Origin of the sequence: Serratia sp. BNK-10 (assembly GCF_047456065.1) — a bacterium.
Lineage (GTDB): Bacteria > Pseudomonadota > Gammaproteobacteria > Enterobacterales > Enterobacteriaceae > Serratia > Serratia ureilytica.
Genome location: NZ_CP179894.1, coordinates 3,338,380 through 3,352,436, shown reverse-complemented (window position 1 = coordinate 3,352,436; position 14,057 = coordinate 3,338,380). Strand labels below are relative to the sequence as shown.

The window sequence follows — 14,057 nt, the reverse complement described above, 5'->3', positions numbered from 1 at the left end:
ATGACAATAACTCCTCAACAACTGATCGCACTGCTGCCGCTGTTGATCGTCGGATTGACGGTGGTGGTTGTGATGCTAGGCATTGCGTGGCGACGCGACCACTTTATCAACGCCACCCTGACCGTGATCGGTCTCAACCTGGCGCTGCTTTCGCTGTACTTTGTCGGCCAGGCAGGCCCAATGGACGTCACCCCGCTGCTGCGGGTTGACGGTTACTCGATGTTCTACACCGGGCTGGTGCTGCTGGCGAGTCTGGCGACCTGCACCTTCGCCTATCCGTGGCTGGTCGGCTATCCGGATAACCGCGAAGAGTTCTACCTGCTGGTGCTGATCGCCGCCATGGGCGGCATCCTGCTGGCGAGCGCCAACCATCTGGCTTCGCTGTTCATCGGTATCGAGCTGATCTCGTTGCCGCTGTTCGGCCTGGTGGGCTACGCCTACCGCCAGAAGCGCCCGCTGGAAGCCGCCATCAAGTACATGCTGCTGTCCGCCGCCGCGTCGTCGTTCCTGCTGTTCGGCATGGCGCTGCTGTACGCCGAATCCGGCGATCTGTCGCTGGCCGGCCTCGGCAAGAGCCTGCAGGAAAACATGATGCACCAGCCGCTGATCCTGGCCGGCATGGGCATGATGATCGTCGGTCTGGGCTTCAAGCTGTCGCTGGTGCCGTTCCAACTGTGGACGCCGGACGTTTATCAGGGCGCGCCTGCGCCGGTCTCGACCTTCCTGGCGACCGCCAGCAAGATCGCGATCTTTGCGGTCGTGATGCGTCTGTTCCTGTATGCCCCGGCCGCCGACAACGAAGCGCTGCGCATGGTGTTGTCGATCATCGCGTTCTGCTCCATCTTGTTCGGTAACCTGATGGCCATCAGCCAGACCAACATCAAGCGTCTGCTGGGCTACTCGTCGATCGCTCATCTGGGCTACCTGCTGGTGGCGCTGATTGCGGTGCAAACTCATCAGCTGTCGCTGGAAACCGCCGGCGTTTATCTGGCCGGTTACCTGTTCAGCAGCCTGGGCGCCTTCGGCGTGGTCAGCCTGATGTCCAGCCCATACCGCGGCCCGGATGCGGATTCGCTGTTCTCTTACCGTGGTCTGTTCTGGCACAAGCCAATCTTGTCCGCGGTAATGACGGTGATGATGCTGTCGCTGGCCGGTATCCCGATGACGCTGGGCTTTATCGGTAAGTTCTTCGTGATCGCGATGGGCGTCAGCGCGCACCTGTGGTGGCTGACCGGCGCAGTCGTGGTAGGCAGCGCCATCGGCCTGTACTACTACCTGCGCGTGACCGTCAGTCTGTTCCTCAGCGCGCCGGAATCGCTGCAGCGCGACACCCCGAACAACTGGGCGTTGACCGCCGGTGGCGTCGTGGTGCTGATCTCAGCCGCGCTGGTGCTGCTGTTGGGGGTTTATCCTCAGCCGCTGATTTCGCTGGTGCAGATGGCGCAGCCGACGTTCTGATAACGCTTCAGACGGTAAAAAGGTCGCTTCGGCGGCCTTTTTTTATGGAGAAACGGCACTCAGCCGTAATGGGCGCTAAACGACGTTTCCAGCGCCTGCACCACCGCGCGCACGCGAGCGGCGCGTTGCAAATCGGGGTGCAGCACCAGCCAGATATCCACCCAGTCTTTGCTCTCGGGAAAGAGGCGCACCAGTTCCGGGTCGTGGTCGGCCAGGCACGACAAGAGCAGCCCGATGCCCAGCCCGCTGCGGGTGGCCGAACGTAACAACAGCTGCGAATTGCATTGCAGCACGGCGTTGGGCTCGAACAGGGTCTCGCCGCCGAAATTGCTCCAGTGGCGCGGCACCAGTTCGCGCGGGAACATCAGCAGATCGTGGCCGCGCAGCTGCTCGCCTTTGACCGGCATGCCGCGTTGCGCCAGATAGTGCGGGCTGGCGTACAGGCCCATTTCGATAGTGGCTAAGCGTTTGATGATCAGCTCATCGTCATCGGGGCGCGCGCCGCGGATCGCCAGATCCGCGCTGTGGTAAGCGATATCGGTGATGTTCAGCGCCGTCAACAGCGTGACGGTGATGGCCGGATAGCGTTGCCGCAGATCTTGCAGCGCCGGTATCACGAAGGCTTCGGCCAGGGTATCGGTGGTGGCGATGCGCACGTTGCCGCACAGGCTTTCGTCGCCGCCGGCGGCTTTGCGAGCGATCGCCTGCACGGCATTTTCCATCTTCATCATGTCCGCCAGCATGGATTCGCCCAGCGGGCTGAGGGAGAAGGATTTTGGCGTGCGGATAAATAATTTCGAACCCAGCGAGTTTTCCAGGGCGATGAGACGTCGGCCGACGGTCGCTTGATCAACCTGCAGCTGGTTGGCGGCTTTACGTAACGTGCCGCAGCGTGCGACGGCCAGAAAGAAGCGCGCGTCATCCCAATTCATCATGCCATTTCCTCTCTGCAGATTTGTCGGCGCCAGGGGAGCAGTGCGGGCCGGGCGAACGATACCGGTATCTATCATAAAGCGTTGTTCCGCCTGGAGGGAGAGAAAGACGGTCAACGGCACGCACATCGGCGGTTATTTCTCCGGTGATGCAAGAATGCATCAGGGTGATTCATTCTTGACGATACTTCGCCCGTCGCCGTAACGCTATGATAAGCGCCGTTCCCGGCAGACCGGGTGAGGAAAGACGACGATGGCAGGCCGCCGCCTGCCGACTTTGGGAGTGGAAGCATGTCAGAAAATACCGCCATCCAGGACGCGGCGCCAGCAAACGCACAGGCGTCGCGCACGGCCATTTTACTGTTCCTGGCGCTGGCTTTGATGTCGGCATTGCTGAACAGCAGCGCGCCGACGCCGCTTTATCCGCTGTATCAGCAGCAGCTTGCGCTAAGCTCGGTCAGTCTGACCGTCATCTACGGCGCCTATGCCGCCGGCGTGCTGATCTCTTTGTTCGGCGTCGGCAATCTGGCCGGCAAAGTAAAGGATTTACGCAGCATGATCGTGCCGGCGTTGCTGGTGGTGTTGAGCGGCGCGCTGCTGTTCGCGCTGGCTGATACCTTTGCCATGATGCTGATGGCGCGGCTGCTGGCCGGGGTAGGCACCGGGGCGCTGACCGGCGCGGCGAACATCGCGTTGGTGCGGTTTGGGCCGCGCGACGGCGGTAAAAGCGCGGCGTTAATCGCAACGCTGTCATTCACCACCGGATTAGCGCTGGGGCCGATCTTCAGCGGCATCGCTTTGCAGACCGGTTTTCATCCCACGACGCTGCCGTTCGTTTTCATCATGGCCATTGCCGCCATGGCGGCGTTGGGCGTCATGCTGCTGTGGCCGCGTGGCCAGGTTGCGTCGCCGGCCCGCGCTGCGCCGGCCGAACAGGAAAAAAGCACGCTGCTCGATGGCCTGCGCGCTACCGGCGGTAAATTCTTTGTGTGCGCCGGCGCGCTGTTTGTCTGTTGGGCGCTGGCCGCCAGTATTTTGGCAATCGGCCCCGGCGTGGCGGAAACGCTGTTAGGCATGCACCAACGTGGCGTCTTTGGCTATGCGATTGCGGTGTATCTGCTGATCGCCGGCATCAGCCAGATCCTGAGCCGCCGCGTTAACGCCCGTCATTCGCTGTTGTTCGGTTGCCTGGCGCAGGTGCTGGCGGCAGTGGTGTTCGCCATGGCGATCCAGTGGCATTCTCTGGGGCTGGCAGCGATGGGGCTGGTGGTGGCCGGCTATGCATACGGCGCCATTTTCGTCGGCAGCGCGACCCTGGTGAACTTGATTTCGCCGCCGACCAGCCATGCGCGTTTGCTTTCTCTGTTTTACGTTATCGCTTATATCGCCAACTGGGTGCCGATCTTGCTGGGCGTGGTGGTCGATCGCGTCGATCTGCAGCAGGCGACCCATTTGCTGTTCTTGAGCAGCAGCGCAGTGTGCCTGTTGCTGGCATGGAAAACGTCCCGGGTGGGGTTCCCTTGCTAATTATTTTGTGATGAATATCTATTTTTTATAATTAATTATTCTTTAATTACATTTATGATGTGATTTGTATCGCATAAATTGGCCTGTTTTCGGGTAAACTGCGCGCTTTCTTTTTGCTGCAGGTCACTTTATGAACGTTCTTTTCGCCATTGCCGTCACCACCGGGATCCTGTCCGGCGTTTGGGGATGGGTTGCCGTCAGTCTGGGCCTGATCGGTTGGGCCGGTTTTCTCGGCTGCACGGCCTATTTCGCCTGCCCGCAGGGCGGCCTGAAAGGGCTGTTGATCGGCGCGTTGACCTGCTGCAGCGGCGTTTTCTGGGCAATGGTCATCATCCACGGCAGCGAACTGGCGCCGCAATGGAATTTGCTGGGGTATCTGCTGACCGGCGCCGTGGCGTTCTTGATGTGCATACAGGCCAAACAGCAATGGCTGGGGTTCGTGCCCGGCACCTTTATCGGCGCCTGTGCGACCTTCGCCGGCGGCGGCGACTGGCCGCTGGTGACGCTCTCTTTGCTGGTGGGCCTGCTATTCGGCTATGCGATGAAAAACAGCGGGCTGTGGTGGGCGGCGCGCAGCGAAAAAGCCCGCGCCGCACAGCCGGTCAGCCGGCATGCCGGCTCAAACGGTGCCGCCGAGTGAGAGGCGGTAGTGCAGGTCGAGACGCTCGGCGCAGGGCTCGCCCGCGATCCGCTGCAGCAACAGTTCACTGGCGGCCTTACCCATCTCAAAGCGCGGCGTGATCACGCTGGCGATGCCCGGCGTGGTCGCCTGGCCGATATCCAGACCGTGAAAACCCGATAGCGCAACCTCCTGCGGCACGCGCACGCCGAGACGCAGGCAGGCCTGCAACACGCCTACCGCCAAATCGTCGTTGGTGCACAGGATACCGTCCAACTGCGGGTAGCGTTCGCGCGCCATCGCCAGCATGTCGGCGCCGATCGAAACCGATGAGACCCGATGCGGCGTGATCTGGCGCGGCGTTTGCCCCTGAGCCGCCATGGCGCGGCAGTAACCCTGGTAACGTTTAATGTCGCGGGCGTCGGACATGGCGCCAAAGTAAACGATATGGCGTTTGCCGCTGGCCTGCAGCGCGGCGGTCATGTCATACCCCGCCTGTTCATTGTCAAATCCCACCGCGATCCGCCCCGGCGGCGCGTCGAGATCCATCACCTGCGCGATGGGAATTTTCGCGGCGGCGAGATAGGTCTCAGCGCGCAAGGTGTGCGCCGAATCGGTGAGGATTAGCCCGGCGATTGGATAAGCCAGCAGCTGTGCAATCTGCTCTTCTTCCCGCTGCGGGCTGTAATCGTAGTTCACCACCAGCGTTTGATAACCCCGCGCCTGGGTGACGGATTCGATGCCGGCCAGCAGATCGGCGAAAATCTGGTTATTGAAAGAGGGGATCAACACGCCGATGCGCGGTTTTCTGCCGGCCTGTGCGGTATCGGCGTCAGTGATGTTCAGCTCCCGCATGACCTGCGCAATGCGTTCGGCGGTGTCGACCGCCACTTTGTCCGGCGTGCGCAGAAAACGGCTGACGGTCATTTTGGTCACGCCGGCCAATTGCGCGATGTCCTGTAGCGTTACGCGGGGGTGTTTCATTCGGTAGCCTTAACGGGCGGCGCGGCAAGGGTGGATAGCGGTATGTTAACAAATCGATTTGGTGATAACAACGCATGCGATTTTATTGAAAGTGGCTATTTTTCAATTGGATAGATTGGCTTTGTTCTCTCGCTGTCTGCGTGAGTTCACGTTAAGGGTAACAGGGTTTCGTAACATTATTTTCAGTGATTTCCATCACGTTTTTACCGGTAACAATCGGCTGAGATAGAGGCCTGTCCGATTGGAGGCCTGAAGGCCGGGAATCACCATGAACAACCTGTTTTCTCTGGATAACAAAACCGTCTTGATCACCGGCGCCTCGCGCGGCATCGGTTTTCTGCTGGCGCGCGGCCTGGCGCAGCAAGGCGCGCATATTCTGGTCAACGCCACCACCGAAGAACATGCCCGGCACGCCGCCGATCGCCTGCGCGAAGAGGGGCTGCGCGCCGACGCGGCGGCGTTCGACGTCACCGACTCTCAGGCGGTGCATGCCGCCATCGGCCGTATCGAAACGGACATCGGCGCGATAGACGTGTTGATCAACAACGCCGGCATCCAGCGCCGTCATCCCTTCACCGAGTTCCCGGAGCAAGACTGGGACGACATCATCGCCGTCAACCAGAAGGCGGTCTTCATCGTGTCGCAGACCGTGGCCCGTTACATGGTGCCGCGCCGGCGCGGCAAGATAGTCAATATCGGCTCGATGCAAAGCGAGCTGGGGCGGGACACCATCACCCCTTACGCGGCGTCCAAAGGGGCGGTGAAAATGCTGACGCGCGGCATGTGCGTGGAGTTGGCGCGTTACAACATTCAGGTCAACGGCATCGCCCCCGGCTATTTCAAAACCGAGATGACGCAGGCGTTGGCCGACGACCCGGCCTTTACCGCCTGGCTGACCCAGCGCACGCCCGCCGCGCGTTGGGGGGATCCGCAGGAGCTGATCGGCGCGGCGGTGTTCCTGGCCGCTGACGCTTCCAGCTTCGTCAACGGGCAGCTGCTGTTTGTCGATGGCGGCATGTCCGCCGCGGTGTAATCCCTCTTTCGTGGAGTGTTGAGATGAAAATTCAAACCCAGTCCTGCATGGTCAACGGCAAACGAGACGTGGCGGTGATCGCGCAAGAAGTGAATTATCAGGGGCAGGGCACGCTGGTGAAAATCCGCCGCGGCGGCATCTGCGGCTCGGATCTGCATTACTTCCAGGAAGGGAAGGTCGGCAATTTTCAGGTACGCCAGCCGATGGTGCTGGGCCACGAGGCGATCGGCGAGGTGGTCGCCAGCGATTCACCGCAGCTGGCGATCGGGCAGAAGGTGGCGCTCAATCCCAGCAAACCCTGCGGGCAGTGCAAATATTGTCTGGCGCAGCAAAGCAATCAGTGCGTTGAAATGCGCTTTTTCGGCAGCGCGATGTATTTCCCGCACGTCGACGGCGCTTTCACCCAATACAAGGTGGTGGATAGCGTGCAGTGCATTCCTTACGCCGCCGATCGCGACGACAGGGTGATGGTATTCGCCGAACCGCTGGCGGTGGCGATCCACGCGGCGAAACAGCCCGGCGCGGTGAAGGGTAAAACGGTTTTCGTGTCCGGCGTCGGCCCGATCGGCTGTTTGCTGGTGGCGGCGCTGAAAGCGCTGGGCGCCGCCGAGATCGTCTGCGCCGATCTCAGCCCGCGCTGTCTGGCGCTCGCCGGCCAGATGGGGGCGGATCGCTGTCTGCATGCCGCAGACGACGATTTCAGCGTATATCAGCAACACAAAGGCTATTTCGACATCGCTTTCGAGGCAGCAGGGCATCCGACGTCGCTGCAGCGCTGCCTGGAAGTCACGCGCGCCAAGGGCACCGTCGTGCAGGTCGGGATGGGCGGCAGCTTCCCTGATTTCCCGCTGATGCTGTTGATCGCCAAGGAGTTGAATCTGCTCGGCTCCTTCCGCTTCGTGGAGGAATTCGCGCTGGCGGTGGCCTGGCTGGCCGGCGATGTGGTCGATCCGCTGCCGCTGCTGTCGGCGGAGTTCGCCGGGGACCAACTGGCGCAGGCGCTGGAGTTTGCCGGCGACAAGCGCCAGGCCGCCAAGGTGCAATTAGTGTTTTAGGGTAAAAGTCCGATGGCCGCAGGTGACGATCGTTGTCTATAGTGTAGGAACGCTTAATTTTTCAACCACGGAGATCTCACGATGGCAAGACATACGGATGCTGAGCAAACTACGCTGGATGACGATCTGAGAATGCTGACCGAAACGCTGGAAGAAGTGTTGCAATACAGCGGCGATCGCGCGGATCAGGCCTACATCGACATCAAGTCGCACGCCGAGCAGGCGCTGAGTGAGGTCAAGGCGCGCTGGGTGAACACCGGCGAATCCTACTATGCCCGCGCCAAAGAAGCGGTGCACCGCACCGACGACTATGTGCGGGATAAACCCTGGCACAGCGTGGGCATCGGCGCCACCGTCGGGCTGGTGCTGGGGCTGCTGCTGGCCCGCAAATAAATCACGACCCAGGGGCGGCGCAAGCCGCCTCGTTCTTTTCTGCAGACTGTGTGCTTCATCCCGCTGTTTCTCCGATAGTTCTTCCATATCCCGCCTATACTTTCCGCTAGCCGCCGCAGGCGGGGCGCTATTCCCCTATTTTTTGTGCGGACGGATTGAGGCCATGTCGCCGCAGGTGTAAAGTGTTTGTGTATTTATTGTTTGTTTTTTGTTCTAAATCAAATAATTATCTGGTGTAAACACCCAGGGATATACGGCGTTTTTGCGCTGGCGCAAAAGCCGTGAAAATAACACCTCATATAATACAGAGCGTAACTACAGGCGCGGCGTCCGTCGGCTGCGCCGGGGACGATCTCTGCTAACTGACTTGTGAGCGAACTATGTCGACAAGTGTTTTTAATCGCCGGTGGGCGGCTGTGCTGCTCGAGGCGCTGGCCCGCCATGGGGTGCGGCATGTTTGTATCGCTCCGGGATCGCGCTCCACGCCGTTGACGCTGGCCGCTGCGGCCAACCGATCTTTTATCTGTCATACCCACTTTGATGAACGCGGGCTTGGCCATTTGGCGCTTGGGCTGGCGAAGGCGGCGCGTGAGCCGGTAGCGGTGATTGTCACGTCCGGCACCGCGGCGGCGAACCTTTACCCGGCTTTAATCGAGGCCGGCCTGACCGGTGAGCGGCTGGTGTTTCTCACCGCCGATCGGCCGCCGGAACTGATCGACTGCGGCGCCAATCAGGCGATCCGTCAAAACGGCCTCTACAGCAGCCACCCGACGTTGGCGATCGATCTGCCGCGTCCTACGCCGGATATTCCGGCCGCGTGGCTGGCCTCCAGCGTCGACAGCGCGATGGCGCGCCTGCAGCACGGCGCGTTGCATATTAACTGCCCGTTCGCCGAACCGCTGTACGGCGGCGATGAACGTCAGTATGCCGATTGGTCCGCCGCGCTGGGCGACTGGTGGCAGAGCGATCGGCCTTGGCTGCAGGAAAGCGAGACGCGTGCGGCGCCGTCGCCGCAGCCGGACTGGTTCTTCTGGCGGCAAAAACGCGGCGTGGTGCTGGCTGGCCGCATGAGCGCGGAAGAGGGCGCACAGGTGGCCGACTGGGCCGAGACGCTGGGCTGGCCGCTGATCGGCGATGTGCTGTCGCAGACCGGGCAACCGCTGCCCTGCGCCGATTTATGGCTCGCTCATCCGCAGGCGCAGCGCGTGTTGCAAGACGCGCAGCTGGTGGTGCAGTTCGGCGGCAGTCTGACCGGTAAACGCTTGCTGCAGTGGCAGGCGCAGTGTCGGCCGGAAGAGTATTGGGTCATCGACGAGCTGCCGGGGCGGCTCGATCCGGCCCAGCACCGGGGGCGGCGTCTGCGTGCCGGGGTGGCGCAGTGGTTGGCGCAGCATCCGGCGCAACCGCGCGCGCCGTGGGCCGCCGGGCTGGCGGTCTTGGCGGATAAGGCGCTGACGGCGGCGTCCACGCATCTGCACGATAACTTTGGCGAAGCGCAGCTGGCGCACCGCCTGCCGGAACTGCTGCCGGAGAACGGCCAGCTGTTTCTCGGCAACAGCCTGGTGGTGCGACTGATCGACGCGTTAACCACGCTGCCTGTCGCTTACCCGGTATTCAGCAACCGCGGCGCCAGCGGCATCGACGGTCTGATTTCCACCGCCGCCGGCGTACAGCGCGCCACCGCCAGGCCGACGTTGGCGGTGGTGGGCGACCTTTCCGCGTTGTATGACCTCAATGCGCTGGCGTTGTTGCGCCACTGTTCGGCGCCGACGGTGCTGATCGTCGTCAATAACAACGGCGGCCAAATTTTCTCGCTGTTGCCGACGCCGGACGAGGAGCGCCAACGCTTTTACTGCATGCCGCAGAACGTCGAGTTCAGCCACGCGGCGGCGATGTTCCAGCTTGACTACGCGCGGCCGGAAAACTGGCGCCAACTGCAACAGGCGGTTGAGCAAGGCTGGCGGCGCGGCGGCGCCACGCTGATAGAACTGCAGGTGTCGCCGAGCGCAGGGGCCGAGAGTCTGCAATTCCTGGTGCAACAGATGGCGGTGCAATGATGCTGGCGACGCGAATTTTGCAACAGGGCGAAGCGGGGCGTCCGTGGCTGGTATGGCTGCACGGCCTGCTGGGCAACAACAATGAATGGCGGGTGATCGCCGCGCGTTGCCCGGAATGGCCGTCGCTGGCCATCGATCTGCCCGGCCACGGTGATTCCGTGGCGGTGAGCTGCCGCGGCTTCGACGACATCAGCGCGCAAATCGCCGCGACCCTGCAACTGCGCAATATTGAACGTTATTGGCTGGTGGGCTACTCGCTCGGCGGGCGCATCGCCATGTATCACGCTTGCCACGGCCGCCATGACGGCCTGCAAGGCGTGATCGTCGAGGGCGGCAATCCGGGGCTTGAGGACGAACAACAGCGCCGCGATCGTTGCGAGCAGGATACGCGATGGGCGGCGCGTTTTCGCAGTGAGCCGATTGCCGAAGTCCTGGCGGACTGGTATCAGCAGCCGGTGTTCAAAGAGCTTAGCCATGTGCACCGCCAGGCGCTGATCGCCGCGCGTTCGGTCAACAGCGGCCCGGCGATTGCCGACATGCTCGAAGCCACCTCGCTCGGGCGGCAGCCTTATCTGGCGCCGCAGCTGCGCCAACTGACCGTGCCGCTGCGGGTGCTGTGCGGTGAGAACGACCCCAAATTTCAACGGCTGGCGCGCGACGCCGGGTTGCCGTTGCGCATCGTGCCGCAGGCCGGCCACAACGCGCATCTGGCCAATCCGCAGGATTTCGTCGCCGAGCTGCAGACCTTTCTCGTTAACCCTGGTTAAAGGAACCGAACATGCTTTATCCGAATGAAGAACACCTGTATGCCGCCATCGCCTGGCAGGATTGCACCGGCGATTTCGAAGACATTCTGTATCACAAGTCCGCCGACGGCATCGCCAAAATCACCATCAACCGGCCGCAGGTGCGCAACGCGTTTCGTCCGCAAACGGTCAAAGAGATGATCGACGCGCTGGCCAACGCCCGTTACGACGACGGCATCGGCGTCATTATTCTGACCGGCGCCGGCGATAAGGCCTTCTGCTCCGGCGGCGATCAGAAAGTGCGCGGCGACTACGGCGGCTATCGCGACGACAGCGGCGTACATCACCTCAACGTGCTGGACTTCCAGCGCCAGATCCGCACCTGCCCGAAGCCGGTGGTGGCGATGGTGGCCGGCTATTCGATCGGCGGCGGCCACGTGCTGCACATGATGTGCGATCTGACCATCGCGGCGGATAACGCCATCTTCGGCCAGACCGGCCCGAAAGTGGGCTCGTTCGACGGCGGCTGGGGCGCGTCTTACATGGCGCGCATCGTCGGCCAGAAGAAGGCGCGCGAAATCTGGTTCCTGTGCCGCCAGTACGACGCCGCCGCCGCGCTGGACATGGGCCTGGTCAATACCGTCGTGCCGCTGGCCGATCTGGAAAAAGAGACGGTGCGCTGGTGCCGCGAAATGCTGCAGAACAGCCCGATGGCGCTGCGCTGCCTGAAGGCGGCGCTGAATGCCGACTGCGACGGCCAGGCCGGTTTGCAGGAGCTGGCGGGCAACGCCACCATGCTGTTCTACATGACCGACGAAGGGCAGGAAGGGCGCAACGCGTTCAACGAGAAGCGCCAACCGGACTTCAGCAAATTCAAGCGTAACCCGTAATGAGCGGGGCAAACCGCAGCGCGGCGCTATACCGTTACAGCCTGCCGATGGAGGCGGGCGTGGTGCTGCGCAATCAACGGTTGAAAACGCGTGACGGATGGGTGGTGCAGCTGTGTCAGGGCGAGCGTGAAGGTTGGGGCGAGATCGCGCCGCTGCCGGAATTCAGCCGGGAAACGCCGGCGCAGGCCGAACAGGCCGCGTTGGACTGGCTGCAGGCGTGGTTGGCGGGCAACGAACCGGAGCACAGCGCGCTGCCCTCGGTGGCCTTTGGGCTCAGCTGTGCGCAGGCCGAGCTGGAGCAGCGTTTGCCGATGCAGGCGGATTTTCGCAAGGCGCCGCTGTGCACCGGCGATCCGGATGAGCTGTTCGAGACATTGAGCGCTTTGCCGGGCGAGAAAGTCGCCAAGGTGAAGGTGGGGCTGTATGAGGCGGTGCGGGACGGCATGATCGTCAACGTGTTGCTGGAGGCGCTGCCGGATCTGCGGCTGCGGCTGGACGCCAACCGCAGCTGGACCCGCGCCAAGGCCGACGGCTTCGCCAGGTACGTTAACCCGGCGTGGCGCGATCGCATCGCCTTCCTGGAAGAGCCCTGCAAGACCCGTGATGAATCGCGCGACTTCGCCCGGGTGACCGGTATCGCCATCGCCTGGGATGAGAGCGTGCGGGAGGCGGACTTTGTGGTGCAGGCCGAGCCGGGCGTGGCGGCCATCGTGATCAAGCCGACGCTGGTCGGCAGCCTGGCGCGTTGCCAGACGCTGGTGGCGCAGGCGCACGCGGCGGGCCTGACGGCGGTGATCAGTTCCAGCCTCGAATCCAGCCTGGGGTTGACCCAGCTGGCGCGCATTGCCCATTGGCTGACGCCGGATACCGTGCCGGGCCTGGACACGCTGGGGTTGATGCAGGCGCAGGTGCTGCGCCCGTGGCCGGGCAGCGCGTTGCCGCTGCTGGATGTCTCGGCGCTGGAGTGCCTATGGCGCCGTTGAACGATTGGCCGTGGCGGCACTGGGCGCGCACTCAGCCGCAGGCGACGGCGCTGATGCTCGGCGAACAACCGCTGAGCTGGCTGGCGTTGCAGAGCCAGGTGGATGAGCTGGCGGCGGATTTCCAGCATCAGGGCGTTGAACCGGGCTGCGGTGTGGCGCTGTGCGGTAAAAACAGCTATCCACTGCTGCTGGCCTATCTGGCGCTGTTGCAGTGCGGCGCACGCCTGTTGCCGCTCAATCCCGCCTTGCCGACGCCGCTGCTGGCGCAGCTGTTGCCGGAATTGGATATGACCTTTGTCTTCGGCCCGGACTCGTTGCCGGCGCTGCCGGAAGACGTGATTCGATTGACCCCGCCGTCGACCGAGCCGCGTTGGCCAAACCTGCCGACGTGGGATGCGCAGCGTCTGGCGACGCTGACGTTGACTTCCGGTTCCAGCGGCATGCCGAAAGCGGCCGCGCACAGCTATGCCAACCATCTGGCCAGCGCCGCCGGGGTGTTGGGGCTGATGGCGTTTCAGCGCGAGGATTGCTGGCTGCTGTCATTGCCGCTGTTTCACGTCTCCGGACAGGGCATTGTCTGGCGCTGGCTGGCTGCGGGCGCCCGGTTGGCGGTGCGCGAGATGCACCCGCTGAACGAGGCGTTGGCGGGATGCACGCATGCCTCGTTGGTGCCGACCCAGCTGTGGCGGCTGCTGGCGCAACCGCTGGCGGGCATGACGCTGAAGGCGGTGCTGCTCGGCGGCGCGATGATCCCGGTGGAACTGACCGAACGGGCGGAGGCGGCGGGGATCCGTTGCTGGTGCGGCTACGGGCTGACCGAACTGGCCTCCACGGTGTGCGCCAAGCGCGCCGATGCGCGGGCGGGCGTCGGCCTGCCGCTCGGCGGCCGCGAGGTAAAACTGGTGGATGAAGAGGTCTGGATCCGCGCCGACAGCCTGGCGCTCGGCTACTGGCGCCATGGGCATCTGCAGCCGTTGGCCGATGAGCAGGGCTGGTTCCCGACCCGCGATCGCGGCGCGATGATCGAGGGGGAACTGCGAATTCTCGGCCGGCTGGACAACCTGTTTTTCAGCGGCGGCGAAGGGGTGCAGCCGGAAGATATCGAACGCGTGCTGGCGGCGCATCCGCAGATCACACAGGCGTTTGTCGTGCCGGTGGCGGACGCCGAATTCGGCCAGCGGCCGGTGGCGGTGATCGACGGCGATCCGTCGCTGTCGCTGGCGACGCTGCTCGCCTGGTCGCAGGATAAGCTCGCCAATTTCCAACGCCCGACGGCATTGCTTCCGCTGCCTGACGAGCTGAAAAACGGCGGCATCAAGATTTCGCGCCGCCGGTTGCAGGCGTGGGTGGCGGAGCGCCTGCGTCAGGCATAAAAAAAGC

Annotated in this window: 13 protein-coding genes; 11 read left to right on the top strand and 2 right to left on the bottom strand. The window is 62.9% G+C overall.

The window, feature by feature from the left end:
• The gene (nuoN, locus tag ACMGG9_RS16165) at positions 1–1,458 is read left to right on the top strand and encodes an NADH-quinone oxidoreductase subunit NuoN (protein WP_033635324.1); all 1,458 of its coding nucleotides are present in this window, start codon (positions 1–3) and stop codon (positions 1,456–1,458) included.
• A gap of 59 nt (positions 1,459–1,517) precedes the next feature.
• Here the strand turns inward: nuoN and ACMGG9_RS16160 are convergent, their stop codons facing one another.
• A complete protein-coding gene (locus ACMGG9_RS16160; protein ID WP_414161566.1) occupies positions 1,518–2,393 on the bottom strand; it encodes a LysR family transcriptional regulator in 876 nt (291 codons plus the stop codon).
• 288 nt (positions 2,394–2,681) lie between these two features.
• Between ACMGG9_RS16160 and ACMGG9_RS16155 the strand changes: the two genes are divergently transcribed.
• Both ACMGG9_RS16155 and ACMGG9_RS16150 read left to right on the top strand, forming a co-directional pair.
• Positions 2,682–3,917 (top strand): MFS transporter, encoded by a 1,236-nt coding sequence (locus ACMGG9_RS16155; RefSeq protein WP_047574275.1) that lies wholly within the window; start codon positions 2,682–2,684, stop codon positions 3,915–3,917.
• Positions 3,918–4,047: 130 nt separating this feature from the next.
• The gene (locus ACMGG9_RS16150; RefSeq protein WP_033643854.1) at positions 4,048–4,557 is read left to right on the top strand and encodes a DUF1097 domain-containing protein; all 510 of its coding nucleotides are present in this window, start codon (positions 4,048–4,050) and stop codon (positions 4,555–4,557) included.
• On the opposite strand, the gene ACMGG9_RS16145 is transcribed toward ACMGG9_RS16150, so the two are convergent.
• Positions 4,537–5,520, bottom strand: a complete 984-nt coding sequence (locus tag ACMGG9_RS16145; protein ID WP_414161565.1) for a LacI family DNA-binding transcriptional regulator — start codon at positions 5,518–5,520, stop codon at positions 4,537–4,539. The two genes, ACMGG9_RS16150 and ACMGG9_RS16145, sit on opposite strands and share 21 nt — an antisense overlap.
• 268 nt (positions 5,521–5,788) lie before the next feature.
• On the opposite strand from ACMGG9_RS16145, the gene idnO reads away from it, so the two are divergent.
• The 8 genes from idnO (at position 5,789) to menE (ending at position 14,050) form a co-directional block, all read left to right on the top strand.
• Positions 5,789–6,553 carry a gluconate 5-dehydrogenase gene (idnO, locus tag ACMGG9_RS16140; RefSeq protein WP_033643852.1) on the top strand — a complete coding sequence of 255 codons (765 nt, stop codon included), beginning with the start codon at positions 5,789–5,791 and terminating at the stop codon, positions 6,551–6,553.
• A 23-nt stretch (positions 6,554–6,576) separates the two neighbouring features.
• Positions 6,577–7,608 (top strand): L-idonate 5-dehydrogenase, encoded by a 1,032-nt coding sequence (idnD, locus tag ACMGG9_RS16135; protein ID WP_195880224.1) that lies wholly within the window; start codon positions 6,577–6,579, stop codon positions 7,606–7,608.
• Between the two features lie 81 nt (positions 7,609–7,689).
• On the top strand, positions 7,690–8,001 hold the full coding sequence (gene elaB / locus ACMGG9_RS16130; protein WP_033643850.1) for a stress response protein ElaB: 312 nt from the start codon (positions 7,690–7,692) through the stop codon (positions 7,999–8,001).
• 380 nt (positions 8,002–8,381) lie between these two features.
• Positions 8,382–10,058: a 2-succinyl-5-enolpyruvyl-6-hydroxy-3-cyclohexene-1-carboxylic-acid synthase gene (gene menD / locus ACMGG9_RS16125; protein ID WP_060660438.1), complete on the top strand. Its 1,677-nt coding sequence runs from the start codon at positions 8,382–8,384 to the stop codon at positions 10,056–10,058.
• The gene (menH, locus tag ACMGG9_RS16120; protein WP_116286706.1) at positions 10,055–10,825 is read left to right on the top strand and encodes a 2-succinyl-6-hydroxy-2,4-cyclohexadiene-1-carboxylate synthase; all 771 of its coding nucleotides are present in this window, start codon (positions 10,055–10,057) and stop codon (positions 10,823–10,825) included. The genes menD and menH overlap by 4 nt, the downstream gene beginning before the upstream one ends.
• Before the next feature lie 11 nt (positions 10,826–10,836).
• Positions 10,837–11,694, top strand: a complete 858-nt coding sequence (gene menB, locus ACMGG9_RS16115; RefSeq protein WP_033639797.1) for a 1,4-dihydroxy-2-naphthoyl-CoA synthase — start codon at positions 10,837–10,839, stop codon at positions 11,692–11,694.
• Positions 11,694–12,677, top strand: coding sequence for an o-succinylbenzoate synthase (menC, locus tag ACMGG9_RS16110; protein ID WP_414161564.1), 984 nt, complete (start codon positions 11,694–11,696; stop codon positions 12,675–12,677). Before menB ends, menC begins: the two co-directional genes overlap by 1 nt.
• On the top strand, positions 12,665–14,050 hold the full coding sequence (gene menE / locus ACMGG9_RS16105) for an o-succinylbenzoate--CoA ligase (RefSeq protein ID WP_342175405.1): 1,386 nt from the start codon (positions 12,665–12,667) through the stop codon (positions 14,048–14,050). The genes menC and menE overlap by 13 nt, the downstream gene beginning before the upstream one ends.
• Positions 14,051–14,057: the final 7 nt, after the last annotated feature.

Bases quoted from the DNA above. Each gene is read 5' to 3' on its own strand.
- nuoN (WP_033635324.1), top strand. From the start codon at position 1: ATGACAATAACTCCTCAACAACTGATCGCACTGCTGCCGCTGTTGATC.
- ACMGG9_RS16160 (WP_414161566.1), bottom strand. From the start codon at position 2,393: ATGATGAATTGGGATGACGCGCGCTTCTTTCTGGCCGTCGCACGCTGC.
- ACMGG9_RS16155 (WP_047574275.1), top strand. From the start codon at position 2,682: ATGTCAGAAAATACCGCCATCCAGGACGCGGCGCCAGCAAACGCACAG.
- ACMGG9_RS16150 (WP_033643854.1), top strand. From the start codon at position 4,048: ATGAACGTTCTTTTCGCCATTGCCGTCACCACCGGGATCCTGTCCGGC.
- ACMGG9_RS16145 (WP_414161565.1), bottom strand. From the start codon at position 5,520: ATGAAACACCCCCGCGTAACGCTACAGGACATCGCGCAATTGGCCGGC.
- idnO (WP_033643852.1), top strand. From the start codon at position 5,789: ATGAACAACCTGTTTTCTCTGGATAACAAAACCGTCTTGATCACCGGC.
- idnD (WP_195880224.1), top strand. From the start codon at position 6,577: ATGAAAATTCAAACCCAGTCCTGCATGGTCAACGGCAAACGAGACGTG.
- elaB (WP_033643850.1), top strand. From the start codon at position 7,690: ATGGCAAGACATACGGATGCTGAGCAAACTACGCTGGATGACGATCTG.
- menD (WP_060660438.1), top strand. From the start codon at position 8,382: ATGTCGACAAGTGTTTTTAATCGCCGGTGGGCGGCTGTGCTGCTCGAG.
- menH (WP_116286706.1), top strand. From the start codon at position 10,055: ATGATGCTGGCGACGCGAATTTTGCAACAGGGCGAAGCGGGGCGTCCG.
- menB (WP_033639797.1), top strand. From the start codon at position 10,837: ATGCTTTATCCGAATGAAGAACACCTGTATGCCGCCATCGCCTGGCAG.
- menC (WP_414161564.1), top strand. From the start codon at position 11,694: ATGAGCGGGGCAAACCGCAGCGCGGCGCTATACCGTTACAGCCTGCCG.
- menE (WP_342175405.1), top strand. From the start codon at position 12,665: ATGGCGCCGTTGAACGATTGGCCGTGGCGGCACTGGGCGCGCACTCAG.